Below are 21,069 nucleotides of genomic sequence, written 5' to 3'. Positions count from 1 at the left end.
CTTTTATTATCCTTTTACAGCTGAGCTTGCTACACCTTCAATAATGTATCGCTGTCCAATGATGAAGATCAGTACAATCGGCAGAACAGAAGCTGTTGCCGCTGCCATCATCCCCGCGTAATCGACGGAGAATTCCATAACGAAATTATCCAGTCCGAGCGGAACAGTAAACAGGTGTTCACTGATCAGGAAGACAAGCGCGTCTTCATAGTTGTTCCAGTTCCACGAAAAATCGAGAATGGCAAACGTGGCAATCGCCGGCTTGGCCAGCGGCAGGAAAATCTGAAAGAAAATCCTGAAGTGCCCCGCCCCGTCAATAAAAGCCGATTCCGATATAGCGTGGGGGATCGTCAGGAAAAACTGCCGCATGTAAAAGACCCCGATAATCGTGAAAATCGTCGGCAGGATGAGTGCCCAGTGGGTATTGTAGATTCCTGCAAAATCAAACATGATGAATTTAGGAACAAACAGAACCTGAGGCGGCACCATCATCATCATCAGGTACAGTACGAAGAGACCATTTCTTCCTTTGAATGGAATCCGGGCAAACCCGTAAGCGGCCATCGCACCGATAAAGGTAGCACCTGCTGTACCAATAACAGCAATTTTAATAGAGTTCCAGTAGTACGTGAAAAAGCTGAATTCCCCGAACCATACCCGCTCGTGAGGACCTAAATTAAACGTGGATGGAATCCACTGAATGGGATACTCGAATATCTCTGCCGGTGACTTAAACGACGTGGATAACATCCAGAAGAAAGGGATAATCATCACGAGACCCGTAAAGGTCATGACAATCGTCATGATCAGCTTGTAGTAATTTATCTTTTTTGGACTTTTATTCTTAATTTTTTCCTGGCTGCTCATATCGTGTCCTCCCCCCTTCTAGTAGTGAACCCATTTTTTCTGGCCGAGCCACTGCAGCAGCGTAATGGCGAAAATCACAAGGAACAGAATAATAGCGATCGTCGATGCATACCCAAGTTCGTAATAACGGAAAGCCGTCTGGTAAACATAAAGCGGCAGAATCGTCGTACTGTTACCGGGCCCACCGCCGGTTACGGCCTGAATGAGGCCAAAGTTCTTAAACGCGTTGGCCACGCCGATAATGAGAAGAAATAAAGTAATCGGGCTGACAAACGGGAACGTTACATAGCGGGTAATCTGCCATTTTTTCGCTCCGTCCATACTGCACGCTTCCTCCAGCTCACGGGGAACGCCCTGCAGAGCTGCGAGATAAATAATGATGTTAAAGCCCATGATCTGCCATGCTGACATAATGATGATGGCGTACATGGAACTTCCCGTTGAGGAGAGCCATCCCGGCGGGTTATCCACCCCAAGGGACATGAGCATCACATTAATAGGGCCTTCTGAAGGATGGAATAACAGCATCCAGACAAAACCGATGGCAATCGGACTGATTAAATACGGTAAAAAGAAAACAGCCCGCAGCGCGTTTTTCATATATACACTCCGGTTCAGAAAAACCGCGACAAGAAACCCGAGAAATACAGCAATCGGTACATGAATTAAATACAGGAAGTTATTGAAGAATGCCTGACGGAAAACCTCATCTCCGAGGATCCTCTGGAAATTCTCCATTCCGATAAACTCCGTTCCGCGTCCACTCGGTCCCGACCAATTTGTAAAGGATAATACGAGTGAGAACAATAATGGAAACAGAAAGAAGATCGACACCCCGATAATGCTGGGTAAAATAAAGAGATAACCGATCATCTGCTGGCGTTTCATCCACTTCAACTTCGTTCGCCTCCTCTTCGCCCGGTCTCAAAGCCGGGTCTGTCTATGTAACCAGTATTAAAGAAAAGAGGGAGCACTCAGCTTCCTTTGTGCTCCCTTTCTTTTTAGCGGTTACGCTCAAGATAATCGTTGTGGAAATTCACCATACGTTCGATGGTCGTATCAAGGTCGTTGTTACCAAGGAAAAACATTTCCAGTTCCTGAGTGATGTTATCAAGAACCTGATATGGTGGATCCACGATCATCTCAGTGTTTTCAATCTCATAAACACTGTTAAGGGAATCTAAGTTGTAAGTGTCTTCTGCCCCTTCGACAATCAGTTCACGGGCTTCCTCTGCGGGACCGTCCTCAGATGCCGGAACACGACCTCCCGGAGCAAGGTGAATCATCCCTTCATTGGCATACCATTCAATAAACTCCCACGCCTCTTCAGGGTGATCGGTTTCGGCAACGATGGACATGGCATCCTCCACGTGGTGTGCTGGCATACTCTGTCCTTCGAAGTGCGGATAAGGAGCAAAAGCGACATTGAAATCACGAGGATATTCATCAAGGTCGTTCAGCATACGCAGACGCCACGCTCCCGCCTGGTACATCCCGACTTCACCGTCAATAAACATCTGTTCAGGCTGCATGTTCGTTGCCACCTGTTCAGATAATACAGGCATAACCCCGTCTTCATGCATCATGTCATAATAGAGCGCAAGACCTTCTCGGACATTCGGATGATCAAGGTTGGATTCACCATTTTCATCCACAAACCCATCGTCAATCAGGGCGTTCTGAATGATGCCGTGAATCGTGTCATGGTCAATTGCATAGCCGTACGGGAAATCACTCCCAAGCTCGTTGGCATACTCTGCCACCTCTTCCCAGGTCCACGTCTCAGGTACTTCGAGACCGTTCTCTTCAAGAGCGTCCTCATTCAGCATAATGAACAGCGCATTTGTGTTTGTCGGAACTGCATAATACGTATCATTCATCTTCCATCGTTCAGCAGCCGGTCCCACCGATCCTTCAATATCAAACTCTCCGGCATAGTCTGCAAGATCAAGAAGGAAATCAGAGTCCACTCTCTGTTCGAGGTGGTTCGGGGAATGGGACTTCAGAATATCGATACTTTCCCCAGTCTGAAGCGCCGTATTTACGCGCATGTTCCCTTCATCGTCATTAACGTACCTTGAATACTCAACCTGGACATCGGGATTGTTTTCATTCCACTCGTCCACAACCTCCTGAGGGCCGTTTTCCGCAGGGACACCTCCCCAGAAATGGAGGGTGGTCACTCCGTCATCGTTGTCTCCTCCCGTGTCATCACCACCGCAGGCAGTCAGAACAAGCGACATTCCCAGAACTGATACAAAACCCGTTTTCTTCATAGAAAGCATGTGTACATCCCCTTTTTTCGTTATTTTCCTATATCCTCCGCTATTAAGAGCGGAGCCACCAACTCTGAAAAGCTTTTCAAATCGAGTAAAAAAATATAAATCCTTCCTAGAACTTAACAAGAAAAGCTTTTCAAGAACAAAAAAGAAAAAATATACTCCGAAAATCTGAAAATACAAACCGCTGAAAGCCTTTTCATAGTTCAACTATAAATTATGTTGAAAACCTTTTCAATAGTTTTGAATTATTTTTATTAGATTTCTCCTTATTAATTTTTGCAGTGAGAAGGTTATCCTGTAAACAAATGATTTCAAACTGCACTGCCGCAGTTTTCAAGAGCCTATCGCAAAAAAACGAAGCCCAAAGTGCGCTTCGCTTTTCTGATGAATTAGTAAATTGTCACTTACTACGCTCCCCCCTACCCCGCAGCCCGCTCCTGCTCCCCAGGATCCGGCTTTGACGCATCTACCATGAGGAAGATCGCGGTAAGGATATGCATGACCATGCCCACAAACGGGATCCATGCTATACATGAGGTTATTATGCCAAGAATACTTCCTGTTGAAGCCCCTCCGTCCTTTTTCGTCAGGACAAGCGTGACGATATGCAGCGCCAGCATGAACAATAAAGGTGTATAAGCCAGACTGATCACAATCATTCCGCCCAGAATCGGAATGCCGAGAATCGCTTCAAGCCCTCCGGATACCCACTTAAGTATTCTGGATGTCGACAAAGCTTCCCCTCCCCTGCTGGTAACGTGAGTCTAAACCTCAAATACAGTGAACCATCCAACGGCTGCAATGAAAAGCAGAACCATAATTGCGTAAAGCACCGTTGCAATGATACTGCACACCAGCCCGCCAACAGCTAGCCCTCTCCCGCTTTCTGAATTCTCGCTGATCTCCTTAAACGCAAGTTTGGCAAGTACAATCCCCACGATTCCCGTCACCAGTCCCACGTAGGGAAGAATCAGGGATACAATACCCAGCACCAGGGAAGCCACCGCTTTTCCGTTCACTTTCCCCTTTACCGCCTCCACACTTTCCCCCATCGTCACCACACCCTCTCATCTGAGTAAAGAACCAGCAGCATCCAATCAAATGCGGGTAGACTCCCCCATTACTGCTACTCAGATATGTATGCTTTCATGCAGGCGGCATGAACAGGCGGACAATAAAGTTTTTTAGACAAAAGGTGTAAAATTCAAGATACATTACTTCCCCATATACCAGTCCCATTTTGCGGATTAAACCTTATACCTAATAATACTCAGCCGTCAGCAGCAGTCAGCCTACATTCGCTGACAACTCCCTCCATAACAACACCTCATTTAACCTTATCAAACTAAGAAACTACGACATAATTCGGGTAGTGAATCTAATAGCCGGTCTCCGGGAAGTAACAGGCATCCCATTCCCCTGTTTCGTGATTTTACAAAAAGCGGTATATAGTACTCTGGTTTTTTCTTTGTTATTATGGTGTTAGAGTAAAAATAACGCCTACATACGAAAAATTCCCAGAAAAAAATAAACTTGGAGGCAATCTAAATGCTGAATGAAAAACAAATGTATTCTATAGGCGAAATGATAGTTAATCAGAAAGAAAGCATTGCGCGGGAAGTTGAGGAGTTAGTTAACCGCAATCAAAACTTAGGAAAAATAGAGCATGAGGAATTAATTCAAATACGGGCTGAATTTGTCGGGCTTATAGGTGAGTCTTTAACTAAAGATAATTTAGACGATGTATTAGAAAAAGTTTATGAGTGGGGAAAAAATCTAGGGGATTATGCAACCGAGTCGAGTGTCCCGTTACATGAAGCTCTATGGGTGATCCCACATTACCGGCAATTTATTTTCAAATTTATTAGTAAGGAATTTGAAAACGAAAATTTAACATTTGATGACAACAACTTAATTTCAGAGCGAATTAACCCGACTATTGATCAAATTATCTATGCCTTTACTCAATCTTTTGTTAAATACCATGAAAAAGTATTTAATGAAGCAAAGGAGGAGTTAATAGAACTCTCGGTTCCTATCGTTACGTTAACGGAAGATGTAGCTATTTTACCGTTAGTTGGAACGCTGGATACATATCGCGCACAGCAGCTCCTGGAGCAGACGCTGAAAATGGGAAGTAAACTCGGATTAAAGTATTTAATTATAGATTTAACGGGTGTCCATATGATCGATACAGCAGTCGCCAAAAGTCTTTTCCAACTCCATGATGCTTTAAAACTTATGGGAATCACTGCTATTATTGCTGGATTAAGGCCAGAACTGGCACAAACTATGGTAACCTTAGGCATTTCATTAAATGAGATGAAGGTAGTGCAAAGCTTGCCAAATGCATTACCATTGACAGGATTAAGTATCGACCTTGATAATTAATATTTTTCCCCATAAGAGGTAATTCCTCCATATTTTGAGCTCCACAGCGACGTGTACGTTAAACCAAAAGACCACCCATAAAATTTCCGGGTGGTCTTTTCTTGCTGTGCCGGCTGCAACCAGCAGGGAACAAGGAGGTTGGCACTCACAACAGCCGTCAAAAACGGCTGTTTCAATTATTCTCTCGTTTAACTCTCAAAACAACATCAGCTGCTCAGCACCGCTCTCTTCCCCGCACTCCTTGTACCCAAGCGCACGGTAGCCTTTTAGACGCTTTTCGTACATACTCGCTAATACCGGTTCTCTCTCATCCACATAATCGTATACCTGAACCGATTCCTTCCCGACTGCCCAGCTTTCTTGCTTCCGCAGCAGGAACAGCTGCCGAAAAAACGTCCACACGTGACAGCCATTTCCCGACTTTGTCAGGTGGTGACAGAAACCCTCTTCATGCTTCCCCCTGCAGCGCGGCCGAAAATTACCTTATTTCCTGCTCCTTCTCCATATACTCCTCACGTATTTGAGAAAGTGTCTTCCCCGTCTCTTTATGAACTGCAAACACATAAGTCTGAATACTGGACCAGCCAAATAACTCCTTTAACCATTTCTGCATAGAAATTTCGTCACCATTAACTTCTACATTCCCGTTTGGCAAAAGCACCCCTTCATCATCCCGCCCTTTAGCAACTATGATGTCACCGGCCCTAACGACACCCCACTCAAGCATGTCATCAATTTTAGGTAGAGCTCTTCGTGTAAATCCTTTTTTCTTAATGGTGCTTTTTATAGGACTCTCTAAGAAATTCACATAATGATCTTTATATGTATTCAAAGGCAAAACCTTTTCAATATTTATGAACACTTCCCCATTGATTTTATATGGCGTCATCTTAAAACAACTAATATCAACATTATTACTGTTTAACCATGCTACAGCTGATACTGTCTGCTCATCAAAATCCGACGCAACCAGTATGATTCTCTGGTTCCTATTAAAGTCATTCCCGGCTCCATTTTCCTGCAAAAACTCATTTAATTTCCTATTACCAAGTTCTGCACTTGTTAAAGAACCATCTTCAAAGTCGCTTCGGTATTTTTCAATATACGGCGCGTATATTTTATTCACTAAATCCTCAGGGTCCTCTATCGTGGCATAGCTGGCTGCATATCGGATGGCCTGAAACTCAAAGGCTTCTTTCCTTAATTCCATATCTTTACGATCCCTCTTAATTTCAACTAATACAATATTCCCTTTATTATCAATAGCAGTGAGGTCGCTAATTCCATGCTGGGCGTTCCTGACTTGCTTTCCGACTATTAGCATCGATTCTTCTTCATCGCATATCATATCAATATTTTTTCGCAGTAATTCTTCAATATCACTTTCTTTATAATTAAGCTCTGAGAAAGTGGTAGCACCTATTTTTACTGCCTTCTCATTTGATACATTGTACATGGTAACTGCCTCCCTAAAGACACTTATAGGTGATTTTCTGTGACGTTCGCTTGATTGTACCTGAAATTGCTATTTTACCCCTTACATAACTAATTAATGAAGATCCGCTCATAATCGTGTCCCCACAATGACCATCCGAAGCTTGAAGCGACTTCGAGCTCCAGTCCCCATGTTTCAGGGATTTCAAAGACAATGTTGGTTCGTACACTCAGGTTGGGATTCACTTCATTAATAAAGAGTTCAAATGGAATTTGATTCACGTAATAATCAGCGTCGTAATCAGGGTGAAACGTCCTCCCCTCCCCGTCATAGAGCGTAAACATCGACGAATCCACTAACCGTGGACGTGAGTCGTGGTTGTGCACTTCCACATCCATAACGAGAAACGTACCACTCGTATTTAATTGAGAGAAACCGTCCGATAAACTGCTGTAAAACCAGAAATCATGCACCAAATATTCAAGGTCGCCGACCCTGACAGGACTTCCAACATAATAATCCGGATCATTTTCTGCTGCTTCAGCCTCTGCACGCGCCTGTTCTTCTGCTTCCTGCTGAGCTTTTTCTTCCGCTTCACGCTGCGCTTCTTCTTCCGCTTTTGCTATCTTCTCTTCTTCTTTTCTCTTCTTTTCCTCTGCTTCCCGCTTTGCTTCTTCTTCAGCTTCGGCAGCTGCTTCCGCTTCCTTTCGTTCCTGTTCTTTTCTCTCTGCTTCCGCTTCCTCCTTTTTGCGTTCTTCTTCCGCTTTAGCCTCCGCTTCCAGGCGCGCTTCTTCTTCCTCCTGTGCTCTGGCCTCCGCTTCTTTTCTCGCTTCTTCCTCCTCTTCAGCCGCCTGCTCTGCCTCTATGCGTTCCTGCTCCGCCTTCTCTGCCCGCGCTTCTGCCTCTTCCCGGGCAGCTCGCGCTTCTTCAAGGCTTTCTTCTGCTTCCTTTCTTGCCTCTTCTTCAGCTTCTGCTATGTACTGCTCCCGGGCAGCCTGTTCCTCCTCAGTTAAGGAATCCGCCTGCGCGGCAACCTGCTCTGCATGCGCATGATCAAATTCTGCATCCGGTGCGATTAACCCGGCGATTAAAAAGCAGGACAACTAAAGGTCCGGCAAGGTAAACAAATACAGACTTTCGTTTTCTTTTATTTTCTGCAAGGAAAGGCAGCACTCTTCCCGGTCGAAAAAAACCAATTACGACCGCAATCATTAATGGCATCACAATAAAAAAGAGGGCGGTTTCTGCCGGTATCACTAAAAACGCCGCTAGCGTCATTCCAACGATCGCAAGACCGTATACGAAAATCACATCTTTTGATGTTCGCTTATGCTCCGGCATAAAAAACAGCGCAAGCCCCGGTTTAAAAAGTCCGGTTATAAGTAAAACCATGCATAAAAAGTGGAGGAAAGTAAACGCCTCTTCCATGGATAGCACACTCCTTTTTCGTTTTTGCTGTCTGGTATTAGGAAATTATACCTATCGCTATTATAAAGTAAGTATATTAGATTGTTTTAATTTTTGTAGAACTTTGTTATTTACATACAAATTACCTATAAAATTGAAGATATCTTTCTGAAGGGTGCTCAATATTGATCTTGGGTGACACCAAGGATAAAATTGTAGATGTGATGTACAGCACGAATCCACTCATGGTAGCCTACCACCGTCTGCCGTGGCTTGTGTTTTTTCTGTTTGTGAGTCTTCGGTCCAGCGGGATCGTCAGCGGCTTTGAAGACACTCTCGAATCCGGTGTCGCACTCGCCTTCTTTACGCCGATGGTCGCCGGGTGACCGGAACCATCCTCCCTCAGATTCTCTTCAAACTCAAAGGCCGACCCGGCCATCGCTTCCCGGGTCAGCTGATTACAACCATCAACGACATTCTGTCGCTTCTTATCTACTTTGGGATCGCAAACCGCTTTTCTTCTCAACCTCTCATAAGTTTGGAAGAAGTCAGGAGCACCAGTACTCCACGATATATTAATACTTAAAAGGAGCGTGCAGAAATGGACACTGAACATATTGATACAGAGATGATTAAATTAGAAGTTAACCTTGATGATATTTCAGGAGAATGGCTTGGTTACGTTATGGAGCTGCTATTCAACGCGGGGGCAAGGGACGTTTATTATTCTCCTATCTTTATGAAAAAAAATAGACCAGGCTACTTAATGCAGATTCTCTGTGAATTAAACGACTTGAATAAGATGAAATCAATCCTTTTTCGTGAAACAACAACCCTCGGAGTTAGGTATTATCCTCTGTCCGTGCACCGTCTTGAGCGCAGTTTTTTTAAGATCCCTTCGCCCTGGGGTGAAATCACAGTCAAAGAAGGATCCTATAAGGGAACCGTTGTTCAGCAAGCCCCAGAATATGAAGATTGCCGTTTAATTGCCAAAAGTCAGGAAGTCCCTATAAAAGAGATATACCAGTATGTCTGGTCATACTTAAATCAAAAAGATAAATAAAAGGAATGCTCCTTCGTTCAGGAGCATTCCTTTTATTATCAATGCGAACCCACTGTCATTCGTACAACATTCGGAACTTTAGGGAATGTCTTGGTTCCCGCACCGTAGCCGATGTTCTGCACTGTCATGTCAGGAAATCCACTAAATTTGTCTACATAGTGTTTTACAATAGCTGCACCGGTCGGAGTAGTCAGTTCAGATTTGACGTCCGTCTGCTTAATTGGCACACCTTTCAGAATAGCAAGTGTGGCAGGAGCGGGCACAGGATAAAGCCCATGGTCAATATGGATTTGGCCGTTTCCAACCGGGATCGGAGTAGACAGGACTTTATCAGGGTTTAAACGGTTCATCAAAATTGCGGTTGATACGATATCGATAATCGAATCGATCGCACCCACTTCATGAAAATGAACCTGGTCCAACTTCATGCCATGGATTGCCGCCTCTGCTTCGCCAATCACTTTTAACATTGCGACAGCATCTTTTTGGACGCTGCTATCAAGCCCTGAATCTTCTATCATATTTTTTATAGAAGTATATGTTCGGTGATGGTGACCGTGATTATGGCTGTGCTCACTCCCATGATCAGCACTGTGTGTATGCCCCTCATCACCATCATTATGGTGGTGATGAGGATCACCGTCTGTATGAGCGTGAGTGTGTCCATGATCGTTTTCCAGGTCATGGACGTCAAACTTTGCCGCACTTATACCGTTTTTAATGACCCGCTCACAACCTGTTTCCCATTGGCCATCGATACCCAGCTTATCCAATTCATTATTTAATTCCTCTAAAGTCATGATATTCAAATCGAGTAAAGCCCCAACGGTCATATCACCACTGATTCCGGAATGACACTCCAGATACAGGGTTCGGCTTTCAGACTGACTGTCAGCTTTCATTCTTTTCCCTCTCTTCTTCGATGAGCCTTACTATGGACAATGCCTGATATGCAGCGCCAAATCCGTTATCTATGTTCACAACACTTATTCCAGGCGCACAGGCAGTCAGCATGCTAAGTAAAGGGGTTACACCGGAAAAACCGGCCCCGTAACCCTGGCTTGTTGGTACAGCGATAAGAGGCCGCTCGATCAGGCCTGCCAGTACACTCGGCAAAGCCCCTTCCATGCCTGCAATCGCAATCACCACTTTAGCCTTCTTTATCTCGGGAAGCACATGAAACAACCTGTGTATGCCTGCAACTCCCACATCATAAAATTCAGTGCATTTTCCGCCAAAAATATTAATTGTTCTTGCAGCTTCGGCTGCCACCTTCACATCCGAAGTACCAGCACACACTACTGCAATTGAAGGATAATCAGCATTCCTCTCTATACCGTCTACTCCTTCAGAGTGCCACAAGGCTTCTGCCCTTTCATCGTAATTCAAATCAGGATGATCTACCAGAACAGAACGGGCTTTTTCCGGATCGACTCTTGTAATAAGCAGGCGGAGTGTTTTTCCTTTTCTGTGGGCAGCGATCTCAGAAATCTGCTCTGCCGTTTTTCCGAGACCGTAAACTACTTCCGGGAAGCCGGTCCGCTCTTCCCTGTTCGTATCAAACACCGTATCCTGCATCTTCTGAAAGCCAAGAATGTCTGTTTTCACATCATCCAGCGTCTTTCTTCCTTCTTTATACTTCATTAAAATTTCTTCAAGTTCCCTCATTGTACATTCTCCGGTTTAAGTTTCAGTACCTCATTCATGCTTCCAGTGCGGTAGCCTTTCAGATCCAAAGAGACATAATGGAATCCAAGTTCCTTAAAGGCTGTATCTATTTGGTCATGCTGCTTTAGGACAGCTGCCATTTCATCCGGATTAACTTCAATTCTCGCAATATCTCCATGGTGACGTACACGCACCTGGTAAAAGCCCATATCGAAAAGGTAGTCTTCTGCTTTTTCAAGCTGCTCAATTTTTTCATCTGTAATACGTGTTCCATAGGGAATACGAGAAGACAGACAGGCAAAGGAAGGTTTGTTCCAAGTACGAAGCTGCAGTTCCCTTGAAAGGAGCCGGATGTCGTCTTTTGTAAGTTCAGCCTCTTTTAAAGGGCTTTTCACACCTTTTTCTCTGGTTGCTTTCATCCCCGGGCGGTAGTCATTCATGTCGCTGAAGTTTGTGCCATCAAGAATGAAGGGATAATCAGACTCCTCCGCCACCTGGTGAAGAGTAGTGTACAAACCAATTCGGCAATGATAACACCGGTTTACATCGTTTCTTGCAAATTCATCTTTCGACAATTCCTCAACGTGAACGGTCCGATAGGAAATGCCCACTTCTTCACAAAGGGAGACAGCCTCTGAGAATTCTCTTTCGGGAAATGTGTCGGAAGAGGCAATCACTGCCAGGACATTTTCCCTGCCTAGTTCTTCAGTTGCCCTGTAGGCAAGAAAAGTCGAATCTACTCCTCCTGAAAAAGCGACCATGACCTTTTGCATTTCTTTGACGATATCAGCTAATCTTCTGTCCTTTTCATGATGTCTGGTTACATCCAAGAGATCGCCACTCCTTCCTTATCCTTGGTTTCTGCTATGGGCGGGGGCCATTTCAACTCCCTGACGAACAGCCTCTTTCAGGCTGGCTTCGTCCGCAATACCTTTTCCTGCTATATCAAAAGCTGTTCCGTGATCCACACTTGTTCGCAGGATCGGAAGGCCGACTGTAATGTTGACCCCTGATTCGAGGCCGAGGACTTTTATCGGGGCATGGCCCTGATCATGATACATAGCTACAACTATATCAAAGTCTCCTCTTACCGCACGGAAAAACAGCGTATCCGCAGGCAGGGGATCTGTAACATTAATGCCTTCCTCTTTTGCTTTACGAATGGCCGGGTCCAGCTTCTCTCCTTCTTCTCCATAACCGAACAGACCATTTTCACCTGCATGTGGATTGATTCCGCACACAGCAATACGAGGATCTTCCAGTCCTGATTGTATTAGAACATCATGAGCCATTCGGATCACGTTATATACTCTTCCCGGTTCGATCTTATTTACAGCATCAATAAGTCCGATATGCGTTGTCACATGGATCACCTTTAACTTAGGTGAGGACAGCAGCATCGCGTAGTCGTTCGTACTCGTAAGGTCGGCGAGGATTTCTGTATGGCCTGGATACTGGTGCCCGCCTTTTTGCATCGCTTCTTTGTTCAAAGGTGCAGTACAAATTACATCAATCTCGCCTGTATTTGCGAGGGAAACCGCTTTTTCAATGTACCGGTAGGCGGCATCTCCGGCTGCTGGTGAAATTCTGCCGAAGGGGAGATCTTCGGGCAAAAGATCGAGATCAAAGACGTTTACGATTCCTTTTTTAAACACAGCTTCGTCCATTGTACGGATTAAGTTGAACTCCACATCGGCGCCTATGATACCGCCTGCTCTTTTCAATATTTTTAAATCGCCTGAAACGACCAGGTCAGCCCACTCATAAACTTCAGGATCTTTCATCATCTTCATGATAATCTCAGGGCCAATCCCTGCTCCATCACCCATCGTAATACAAATTACTGGTTTTTTCATGTGTTTTCCCTCCTGTTCACAAAGCACCGAGAAGAAGTTTCTCAAAGCTTTCTTTCGTTGGCACACGGGGAGTGTTCCTTACAAGACGATCAATGGTGAGTGCTTTTTCCGCTACTTCTGCCAGATCTTCTTCTTTTACGCCAATTTGAGAAAGAGAAGATGGGAGCTGAATTTCCTCCAGAAGCTGTTCAACTCTCTCAATAAAACGGTCGCCCGCCTCTTCTTCTGTAAGTACACCACTTTCAGGACTGATAAAACGCTCTACTGTCGCAAGTTTGTCTTTAATCACTGACTGGTTATATCTGAGAACGTGTGGTAAAAGTAAACCTGTTAATTCTCCATGAGGGGATTTAACAATGCCGCCTAACGGATAGGCCAGAGCGTGTGCCGCTGCCGTTCCCGCATTTGAAAATGCCTGTCCGGCCAGCAGACTGCCCATCAGCATTTTACTTCGCGCTTCAATATTTGACCCCTGATTAACCGCAAGCACCAGCCCTTCAAAAATATACTTGATTGCCTGAAGTGCAAGTGCATCACTGATTGGATTTCCACCTTGAAACAGCAGCTCATCGTCCGTTTCAATGTAGTGGGCATCTTTAGCTGTGTATGCCTCGACTGCGTGACTCAGAGCGTCGATTCCCGAACAAGCCGTCACATACGCCGGCAGCTTAAGTGTAAGTTCCGGATCTAAAAGGGCTACTTTAGGGCGGAGTTCGTTAGCAGAGATCCCGGTCTTCATTTTATTTTTCACATCGGTCAGAACCGTAACGGATGTTACTTCTGAGCCCGTGCCAGCAGTTGTGGGAATTGCAATTAACGGTGCCACCGGCCCTGGAACTTTATGCTCGCCAAAGTAATCTGCCGGTTCTCCTCCATAGCGGAGAAGGAGAGCGACCACTTTTGCAAGGTCGATGCTGCTTCCTCCTCCAAGTCCTACTATAAGGTCCACATCCATATAATTTTTTGCTTCTTCCAGACACTCGACGGCGCTATCCACCGGCGGTTCAGGAATAGCCCGATCATAGACGAAAGTCTGATAGGAGTCATCGAACGTGTCGACCACTTTTTGAAGAATCCCTGCATCTCTAATGCCACGATCTGTTACGATGACAATATTTTTAGCGTTAAATTTATCACATAGCTCAGGCAGCTCATTTATTGCGCCGTTTCCGAAAACAACTGTTTCTGTAAAATTGACTTTCCAGGTTGATCTCATTTTTCATAGCTCCCTTACTTCGTATTTATGACGATGATCTTCTCGTCTGTCATTTCTTCGATCGCATATTTCGGTCCTTCTTTTCCTACGCCGCTGTCTTTGATTCCACCATATGGCATAGTATCCGCGCGGAAGGTTGATACGTCATTTAAAATCACCCCGCCATAGCGAAGCTGTTTCGCTGCATTCATCGCCAGGTCGATGTTTGTAGTAAAGACACCGACTTGCAGTCCGAAGCGTGAATCGTTTGCCTGACGAATCGCATCATGAATATCCGAATACGGGACAACCACGACTACTGGAGCAAATACTTCTTCACATACCACTTTCATCTCTGGTTTTACATCTGTAAGAACAGTAGGATAATAGATTGCACCATCTCTTCGACCTCCACTTACCACACGTGCTCCGCTGGAAACCGCTTCGTTCACCCACTCCTCAATCCGCTCAGCACTTTTTTCGTCAATCAGTGGACCTACTCGCGTATCATCGTCCTGGGGGTTACCTACTTTCAAGTTTTCAGCTGCTTCCCTGGCATATGTTAAAAATTCCTCCAGACAATCGTCATGCACATAGACACGCTGAACGGAGATACATGCCTGTCCATTATGCATCATGCCCTTTTCTACACACGATTTCGCTACTTCAGACAGATCCGAAGCATCAGAATGTACGATATTTGGGGCATTGCTTCCAAGTTCAAGGGTTACTTTACGGATCCCCGTCGTACTTTTGACTATTTTCCCCACATCCGGGCTGCCGGTAAATGTGTACATGTCCACATCAGGATGCCTTAAAAGAGCGTCTCCGGCCTCGTGGCCAAAACCGTTCACCACATTGATAGTTCCTGGTGGAAAACCTGCTTCAAGCAGAACATCTACCAGCATCATGGCGCTTACCGGTGTTTTTTCAGCAGGTTTGAGAACGACTGTGTTACCTGCTGCAAGAGCTGGTGCCAATTTGTGAGCCGTCAAGTTAAAAGGGAAGTTGAACGGCGTTATGGCGCCTATCACACCAACGGGCTGACGGATCGTAAATGCAAGCCTGTTTTCGTTACCTTTCTGATTTTCAATAGGTACGGTGTGGCCGGTAATCCTGCCCACTTCTTCAGCTGCAGCAAGGAACGTCTGTACGCCTCTGTCCACTTCCATTCGCGCATCCCGAATAACCTTTCCTACCTCTGCGGAAATTGTCTGGGCGATTTCCTCTTTCTTTTCTGCAAACAACTTCGCAGCCTTTCTTAACAGCTCGCCTCGCTCGGACGGGGTGATCTGTGATTTTTCAAAAGTCTTTCTCGCCTCTGCTACAGCTCGATTTACTTCTTCTTCTTTCCCCCTGTAAACAGAAGCCATCACACTATTATCGTATTTATTCGCCACATCGATTGTCTCTTGGTTTTTTGTACGCTCTTCTCCGATAATATGGGGATAGAACAACCTTTCTGAACTCATCGCTTCATTCTCCTCTCTATTTTCTGCACATAATCAAACAAGATTTCCTTCTCCATCAAAAATCAGATCCCTGGGCTCCTCCAGTACTTCGACTGTTGGCAGATCCTTCACTTCTTCGTAAATTGATTCGGAAACATAAACGGTTGAAATCTCCAGCGTATTAGGGATTCGGATGAACCTTGTGTCCCGGGATGGGACCCCCCAGTTTCCACGTAAGGCTGCTTTAATCGCATCATGATCGTTTTTCAGGACGATGGGTACTGCCGCCCTGGACAGGAAAGTACTTGTAATGACGTTCTCGTTCATCGCCTGATAGTTGACTTTATTTAAAAGGCGTTCCGTTGTAAGATCAGCCAGTCCAATCCCCAGGGTGTTACCGTGGGACGGGGCACTTACATCCCCTACAACAATGTAATTGATCTCCGGCTTTGCCGGTTCATCTACACCGCGAATCCGAATCCTTCCAATGATGTTTGTATCCATACCCGTTCCGCTGAAGTTTTTTCCGATCTCATCAACAAAAAGTACATCGCACTGGTCCACCGGAAGAGACGGCATAAGAGACCTCGCCTTTTCAAGCAACTCCGATTCCCGGTCGTGAATCTCTTCTACAGGAATCGCTTCTATAATCGCGGTATGATCGTAAGCATTCTCAACAATACCGACCCCAAACTTTACTTTTCCACTGTCGAAAATAATCCTGGCCGCTTCCGGCATCACGTCCCTGATTCCGCGGATGCCCAGCGTATGAAGGGCAAGTGCCTGATCGTGTTTGCCCAGTCCAATACTTGCCATTTTGCAAATTCCGCTTTCAATCGGAGCTTTAAAATCGGTATGGGGCTTGATTCGCCCCATCACGATGACCCCGTCCGCCTCGTAAGCGAGTTTGTCCATATAAACCGACAGTCCATCCTTCGTTTCGCCAATATTCACCGTTTCCATCGAGGAACGGATTGGAGCCCCGCAGTAGTCTTCGGTAATTCCAAGACTGTTCAGGACTTTGACTTGACCTTCTGCAGTCGCTCCACCGTGACTGCCCATAGCTGGAACGATAAATGGCTCTGCACCGGCCTCTTTCAGGTTGGCGGCAAGTTCTTTAATAATCAGAGCAATATTGGCAATTCCCCTGCTTCCGGCTGTGATCGCGATTTTTTCACCAGGCTCAATTGTTCCTGAGATTTCAGTTTTACTGAATTCCCGGTTCATCACGGAAGGAATATCATTAATTTCAGGTCCTTCAAAGGTCTGTTTAATCTTTGCTACTTTAAAAAAGGATGACATTGTTTAACCCTCCATTAGTTTTGGAGTGACGGCAGGTACGTTGAAATAGCCGGTACGTAGGTGATTACCAGTATATTTATTATGAGCACGAACAGGAACGGCAGCACTGCCCACGCGATCCTCTCGAGCGAAGTATTGGCAATCTGAGCTGCAACAAACAGGTTTACCCCTACTGGAGGCGTCACCATACCAACCGCCAGATTGACAGTCATTATAATCCCAAAATGTACCGGGTCAATTCCCATCGCCATAGCGATCGGTACAAGTATTGGAGCCAGAATAATAATCGCAGCGGAAGTCTCGAAAATCATTCCTACAAGAAGCAGGAATATATTGACTAAAAGTAAAAAGACAATTGCACTTTCCGTAAAATCTGTAAAGTGCTGAGCAACCATCTGCGGTACCCGCTGCCGGGTCAAAATGTAGGCAAAAACTCCTGCATTGGCAATAATTATCATGATAATAGAGGTCGTAATTGATGAACGAATAAAAATACCCATCAGGTTTTTCAGTGTAATTTCCTTATAAACAAAGAAACCGATAATAAAGGCGTAAACCACGGCTACTCCCGCTGCTTCTGTAGGGGTAAAAATACCACCGTAGATACCTCCCAGAATAATAACCGGCATTAGCAGAGCCAGTGTGGCATCACGAAGTGCCAGAAGTTTTTCTCTCCAGTTTGTCTTCACGCCTCCGGAATACCCTTTTATTTTCGATATAATGTAGACCGTCACGAGCAGGAAAATCCCCATCAATATTCCCGGCAGAATTCCTGCAATGAAAAGGCTTCCGATTGAAACCTGGGCCACTACACCGTAAAGGATGAGCGGAATACTTGGTGGAATTATGACTCCTATTCCACCTGATACTGCCTGGACCGAGGCAGCAAAGTCCCGATTATAGCCTCTGGCAACCATAGCTGGAATCAATATTGAGCCAATCGCTGCAACAGTAGCTGGACTCGAGCCGGAAATAGCAGCAAAAAACATGGACGTGACAACTGCAACTGCCGCCAGACCGCCTTTCATTTCCCCGACCATGGCACTGGCCAGATTGATCAGTCTTCTGGAGATACCTCCTGTTTCCATCAGACTTCCGGCAAGGATAAAGAACGGAATAGCCATTAGAGGGAAAAGATCAAGAGAACTGAACATTCGTGTAATAATACTTTCAAGCGGCATCGTGCCGCCGTACCACACTGCAATTGTTGACGAAATTCCAAGTGCAAAGGCAATCGGAACCCCAACTATAAATAATAAAATCAATGCAATTACTAAAACTAACAGCAACGATGTCACTCCTTCCTGCGATTAAGTTCAAACAGCACTACAATAGAATTTAACAGCATAAAAAATGCTCCAACCGGAACGGCTGCATACGCCCACATCATTGAGATTCTCATTGCAGGAGAACGCTGGTTCTGTACATTGTCCAGAACGTTGATTCCCTTGTAGATAATGAAGAGAAAAAAGATGATTGAGGCAATGTACACGAGCGATGTGATAATCTTTTGAATTGAAAAAGGAAAACGCTCTACAAGTATGTTAATACCGATCAGACTCTTTTCTCTTAATGCAATGCTTGTTCCCAGAAAAACCAGCCAGATCATGAGGTACCTGGTCAATTCCTCCGACCAGGAAAGGGACGTACCCAACGCGAACCGGGAAAACACCTGGTACGCAATAACAATTGCCATCACAGCCAGGATGATTCCAAGCAGGTACCTGATACCTTTATTAATAACATCTATTCCTCTTACTACTGCATCCAAGTGTGTCACAACCTTTCTAAAAAAGGGCCGGGTGCTTTGTGACCCGACCCTTCATTTGCTTTATTACTCGTGGTCCATGATGGCGTCAATCAAGTCCTGCCCGAATACATCTGCATATTCGTCGTAAACCGGCTGAACTGCATCAATAAAGGCTTCAAGGTCTACATCGTGAACAACTTCCATCCCCTCTTCTTCCAATTCGGTAATAAAGTCGTCCTCCATTCGCTGAACGATTTCACGCTCAATAATGGCTCCTTCTTCTGCTGTTTCTCTGAGGATCTGCTGCAAGTCTTCAGGCATTGACTCGTATACCTGTTCTGACACGATCAGAATTGATGGGTTGTATACGTGTCCTGTCAGGCTGAGATGATCCTGTACTTCATAGAAACGGGAACTGTAAATTACAGGAATGGGATTTTCCTGTCCATCAATTACCCCTTGCTGAAGGGCTGTAAATAACTCGGTAAATGACATCGGAGTAGGGTCTCCTCCCATTTCACGGAAAGCTGCCATATGAATGTCATTTTCCATTGTACGGAGTGAAAGACCATCCACATCTTCCGGCCCATGAACTGGTCCATCATTGTTTGTCAGATGACGGAAGCCGTTTTCCCACCACGCCAGTCCAACAAGGCCATGCGGATCAAGCTCGTCGAGAAGATCCTGTCCAATCTCACCGTCCAGTACCCCATGCGCATGATCGTGGTCTCTAAAGAGAAACGGAAGGTCGACGACAGTTACTTCTTCAGCAAAACCACTCATCGGTCCGGTGGATGTGAGAACCATTTCCTGGTCACCCATTTGTAGACTCTCAATCATTTCACGCTCTCCGCCAAGGGCTCCGTCGGCAAAAATCTCAATTTCAATTCTGCCGTCACTTCGCTCCTCTATCATATCTTTAAATTCATAAAGCGCTTCCTGATAGTGGGAAGTCTCTGCGAGTGTATGACCTATACTCAGAGTAAATGTCTCATCAGCGTTCCCTCCTGCTTCACCGTCTCCCCCTGTATCCTCATCTCCACAAGCTGCCAAACCTGCTGTCAATAGTGCAGCTGCACCTGTTAAAAGCCACTTTTTCATTTAGAAATCCCCCTTGAATTCATAAGTGTTTGTTTCACACGAAAGATTGTTTCCTTCGATCCAAATCCTCCAGCTTTGGTGATGATATGCACCCCCTTGTAAGGTCCTGAAGTTACTTTACAAACCGGAATGCCTTCTTCCAGTTCACCTGCAATCGTCAGCAAATCAATGTTGGCTGATCGACACGTTTCAAAAGCGATATCTCCGCCTGTTAAATAAACCAGTTGATAGTGTCCACTTTCCATCAGGAAGCTGCCTAATTTACCAAGCTGATTCGCTATCCTGCTTCCAACCTCATCAGGTGTAAACGCATTCAACTCTTCTGGACGATCACTGACAGCGCTTACAACGAAAAGGTGTAAAGACGAATTTTTGTATTCACTTTCCTGCTTTTTCATCAAATCGGCGGGCGTATTTAAAAGAAGATCAGATGGATCAATTTCAATGACCGGAATCCCGTTATCCCTCGCAAATTGAACCTGAGTTCTGGAGGTGTCATTCAGACTGCCAACGAGCCCAAGAGCCTTTTGGAAATCATCAGGTTTTAAATGAGAACAGCAGGTCGTATGTCCGGTCTCAATCCTGCATGCCAGTGATTTTGCAAGTCCTGCCGACCCGACAAAGACTACTTTGGAAACCGCTTTCAAACCCGCCTCCACTAGATGATCGAGTTCCTCTTGACTCTGACAGTCAAATGTAAGAATCCTGAAGCCCTCCCGTTCTGCCGATTCGATTTCCTCGTGTATATGCCTTCTCGTAAGCAGTGTCTCTGAGCTGATGTGGCGTACCCGGAAACGTGATTGCTGTTCCAAGAGACTGTCTATACGGGATGTTGAGATAGGAAAGCGAGGATCACCAGCGAACTGTGTCTGATGGAGGGGTATTCCATTGACATACTGAATACCTTTAGATATCGTTCTGCCATTCTCCGGGTAAGATGGCGCAATTACAGCCAAATCGTAGTCACCTGACGTGAGGATTGCGTCTACCTCTGCCCCGATATGTCCTCTCATCGTCGAATCAATCTTTTTATAAAGAATCGTGTCATGATTTGAAATTTCACCTGTCCATTTGGAGGTTTTTTCTGCTGCTTCCATTCTTGATGCCGACCGGGTTTCTGCGTTGATCACCTTGACACCTTCACTTTCAGGCACTATGCTGCAAGCCCTTACAGAAACCTTCGTTGCATGTCCATTTTTGTAAAATTGAAGGGCAGTATCATTTGCTCCGGTCAAATCGTCTGCTAATACAGTAACGCTGCGAATATTTGTTCACCTCCAACTACCTTAGGTGGAATAACT

23 protein-coding genes are annotated in these 21,069 nt (G+C 45.3%); 3 read left to right on the top strand and 20 right to left on the bottom strand.

All coding sequences use genetic code 11. From position 1 onward, the window contains the following. Positions 1-6: 6 nt before the first annotated feature. The 5 genes from FGB90_RS08700 to FGB90_RS08680 all read right to left on the bottom strand — a co-directional run bounded on the left by FGB90_RS08700 (position 7) and on the right by FGB90_RS08680 (position 4,201). A complete protein-coding gene (locus FGB90_RS08700) occupies positions 7-867 on the bottom strand; it encodes a carbohydrate ABC transporter permease (RefSeq protein ID WP_138810433.1) in 861 nt (286 codons plus the stop codon). A gap of 18 nt (positions 868-885) precedes the next feature. Further along, the gene (locus tag FGB90_RS08695; protein WP_138810687.1) at positions 886-1,755 is read right to left on the bottom strand and encodes a carbohydrate ABC transporter permease; all 870 of its coding nucleotides are present in this window, start codon (positions 1,753-1,755) and stop codon (positions 886-888) included. 113 nt (positions 1,756-1,868) lie between these two features. Continuing rightward, complete coding sequence (locus FGB90_RS08690) at positions 1,869-3,152, bottom strand: ABC transporter substrate-binding protein (RefSeq protein WP_138810432.1); 1,284 nt, start codon at positions 3,150-3,152, stop codon at positions 1,869-1,871. A gap of 416 nt (positions 3,153-3,568) precedes the next feature. Continuing rightward, positions 3,569-3,883, bottom strand: coding sequence for a hypothetical protein (locus FGB90_RS08685; RefSeq protein WP_138810431.1), 315 nt, complete (start codon positions 3,881-3,883; stop codon positions 3,569-3,571). A gap of 30 nt (positions 3,884-3,913) precedes the next feature. Next, positions 3,914-4,201, bottom strand: a complete 288-nt coding sequence (locus FGB90_RS08680; protein ID WP_246056111.1) for a DUF4190 domain-containing protein — start codon at positions 4,199-4,201, stop codon at positions 3,914-3,916. A 496-nt stretch (positions 4,202-4,697) separates the two neighbouring features. Here FGB90_RS08680 and FGB90_RS08675 point away from each other — a divergent pair, with 496 nt between their 5' ends. Then, complete coding sequence (locus FGB90_RS08675; RefSeq protein WP_138810430.1) at positions 4,698-5,540, top strand: STAS domain-containing protein; 843 nt, start codon at positions 4,698-4,700, stop codon at positions 5,538-5,540. A gap of 195 nt (positions 5,541-5,735) precedes the next feature. On the opposite strand, the gene FGB90_RS08670 is transcribed toward FGB90_RS08675, so the two are convergent. The 4 genes from FGB90_RS08670 to FGB90_RS08655 all read right to left on the bottom strand — a co-directional run bounded on the left by FGB90_RS08670 (position 5,736) and on the right by FGB90_RS08655 (position 8,403). Beyond that, entirely contained in the window at positions 5,736-5,942 is a 207-nt protein-coding gene (locus tag FGB90_RS08670) for a hypothetical protein (RefSeq protein WP_138810429.1), read from the bottom strand. Positions 5,943-6,018: 76 nt separating this feature from the next. After that, entirely contained in the window at positions 6,019-6,996 is a 978-nt protein-coding gene (locus FGB90_RS08665; RefSeq protein WP_138810428.1) for a hypothetical protein, read from the bottom strand. An 89-nt stretch (positions 6,997-7,085) separates the two neighbouring features. Further along, positions 7,086-8,078 carry a DUF4352 domain-containing protein gene (locus FGB90_RS08660; protein WP_138810427.1) on the bottom strand — a complete coding sequence of 331 codons (993 nt, stop codon included), beginning with the start codon at positions 8,076-8,078 and terminating at the stop codon, positions 7,086-7,088. Then, entirely contained in the window at positions 8,029-8,403 is a 375-nt protein-coding gene (locus FGB90_RS08655; RefSeq protein ID WP_138810426.1) for a hypothetical protein, read from the bottom strand. Before FGB90_RS08655 ends, FGB90_RS08660 begins: the two co-directional genes overlap by 50 nt. 164 nt (positions 8,404-8,567) lie before the next feature. On the opposite strand from FGB90_RS08655, the gene FGB90_RS08650 reads away from it, so the two are divergent. Beyond that, complete coding sequence (locus FGB90_RS08650) at positions 8,568-8,768, top strand: hypothetical protein (RefSeq protein WP_138810425.1); 201 nt, start codon at positions 8,568-8,570, stop codon at positions 8,766-8,768. A gap of 215 nt (positions 8,769-8,983) precedes the next feature. Further along, the gene (gene larC2 / locus FGB90_RS08645) at positions 8,984-9,445 is read left to right on the top strand and encodes a nickel pincer cofactor biosynthesis protein LarC2 (RefSeq protein ID WP_138810424.1); all 462 of its coding nucleotides are present in this window, start codon (positions 8,984-8,986) and stop codon (positions 9,443-9,445) included. A gap of 38 nt (positions 9,446-9,483) precedes the next feature. On the opposite strand, the gene larC is transcribed toward larC2, so the two are convergent. From larC to FGB90_RS08590, 11 genes are all read right to left on the bottom strand, one after another. Continuing rightward, positions 9,484-10,347, bottom strand: coding sequence for a nickel pincer cofactor biosynthesis protein LarC (gene larC, locus FGB90_RS08640; protein WP_138810423.1), 864 nt, complete (start codon positions 10,345-10,347; stop codon positions 9,484-9,486). After that, positions 10,337-11,113, bottom strand: coding sequence for a nickel pincer cofactor biosynthesis protein LarB (gene larB / locus FGB90_RS08635; RefSeq protein WP_138810422.1), 777 nt, complete (start codon positions 11,111-11,113; stop codon positions 10,337-10,339). Before larB ends, larC begins: the two co-directional genes overlap by 11 nt. Next, on the bottom strand, positions 11,110-11,943 hold the full coding sequence (gene larE, locus FGB90_RS08630; RefSeq protein WP_138810421.1) for an ATP-dependent sacrificial sulfur transferase LarE: 834 nt from the start codon (positions 11,941-11,943) through the stop codon (positions 11,110-11,112). Before larE ends, larB begins: the two co-directional genes overlap by 4 nt. An 18-nt stretch (positions 11,944-11,961) precedes the next feature. Continuing rightward, positions 11,962-12,969 carry a 4-hydroxythreonine-4-phosphate dehydrogenase PdxA gene (gene pdxA / locus FGB90_RS08625; protein WP_138810420.1) on the bottom strand — a complete coding sequence of 336 codons (1,008 nt, stop codon included), beginning with the start codon at positions 12,967-12,969 and terminating at the stop codon, positions 11,962-11,964. Positions 12,970-12,985: 16 nt separating this feature from the next. Continuing rightward, positions 12,986-14,185 carry an iron-containing alcohol dehydrogenase family protein gene (locus FGB90_RS08620; RefSeq protein WP_138810419.1) on the bottom strand — a complete coding sequence of 400 codons (1,200 nt, stop codon included), beginning with the start codon at positions 14,183-14,185 and terminating at the stop codon, positions 12,986-12,988. A gap of 14 nt (positions 14,186-14,199) precedes the next feature. Beyond that, on the bottom strand, positions 14,200-15,636 hold the full coding sequence (locus FGB90_RS08615) for an aldehyde dehydrogenase family protein (RefSeq protein ID WP_138810418.1): 1,437 nt from the start codon (positions 15,634-15,636) through the stop codon (positions 14,200-14,202). A gap of 33 nt (positions 15,637-15,669) precedes the next feature. Further along, on the bottom strand, positions 15,670-16,917 hold the full coding sequence (locus FGB90_RS08610) for a nickel pincer cofactor-dependent isomerase, group 22 (protein ID WP_138810417.1): 1,248 nt from the start codon (positions 16,915-16,917) through the stop codon (positions 15,670-15,672). Between the two features lie 14 nt (positions 16,918-16,931). Then, on the bottom strand, positions 16,932-18,215 hold the full coding sequence (locus FGB90_RS08605; RefSeq protein ID WP_306419231.1) for a TRAP transporter large permease: 1,284 nt from the start codon (positions 18,213-18,215) through the stop codon (positions 16,932-16,934). Continuing rightward, positions 18,212-18,688 (bottom strand): TRAP transporter small permease, encoded by a 477-nt coding sequence (locus tag FGB90_RS08600; RefSeq protein ID WP_138810415.1) that lies wholly within the window; start codon positions 18,686-18,688, stop codon positions 18,212-18,214. The genes FGB90_RS08605 and FGB90_RS08600 overlap by 4 nt, the downstream gene beginning before the upstream one ends. 63 nt (positions 18,689-18,751) lie before the next feature. Next, the gene (locus FGB90_RS08595; RefSeq protein ID WP_138810414.1) at positions 18,752-19,768 is read right to left on the bottom strand and encodes a TRAP transporter substrate-binding protein; all 1,017 of its coding nucleotides are present in this window, start codon (positions 19,766-19,768) and stop codon (positions 18,752-18,754) included. Then, positions 19,765-21,033: a four-carbon acid sugar kinase family protein gene (locus FGB90_RS08590; RefSeq protein WP_281280038.1), complete on the bottom strand. Its 1,269-nt coding sequence runs from the start codon at positions 21,031-21,033 to the stop codon at positions 19,765-19,767. The genes FGB90_RS08595 and FGB90_RS08590 overlap by 4 nt, the downstream gene beginning before the upstream one ends. Between the last annotated feature and the right edge of the window lie 36 nt (positions 21,034-21,069).

Source organism: Alteribacter natronophilus (assembly GCF_006007885.1).
Classification (GTDB): domain Bacteria; phylum Bacillota; class Bacilli; order Bacillales; family Salisediminibacteriaceae; genus Alteribacter; species Alteribacter natronophilus.
This window is presented reverse-complemented; position numbering and strand designations above follow the sequence as displayed.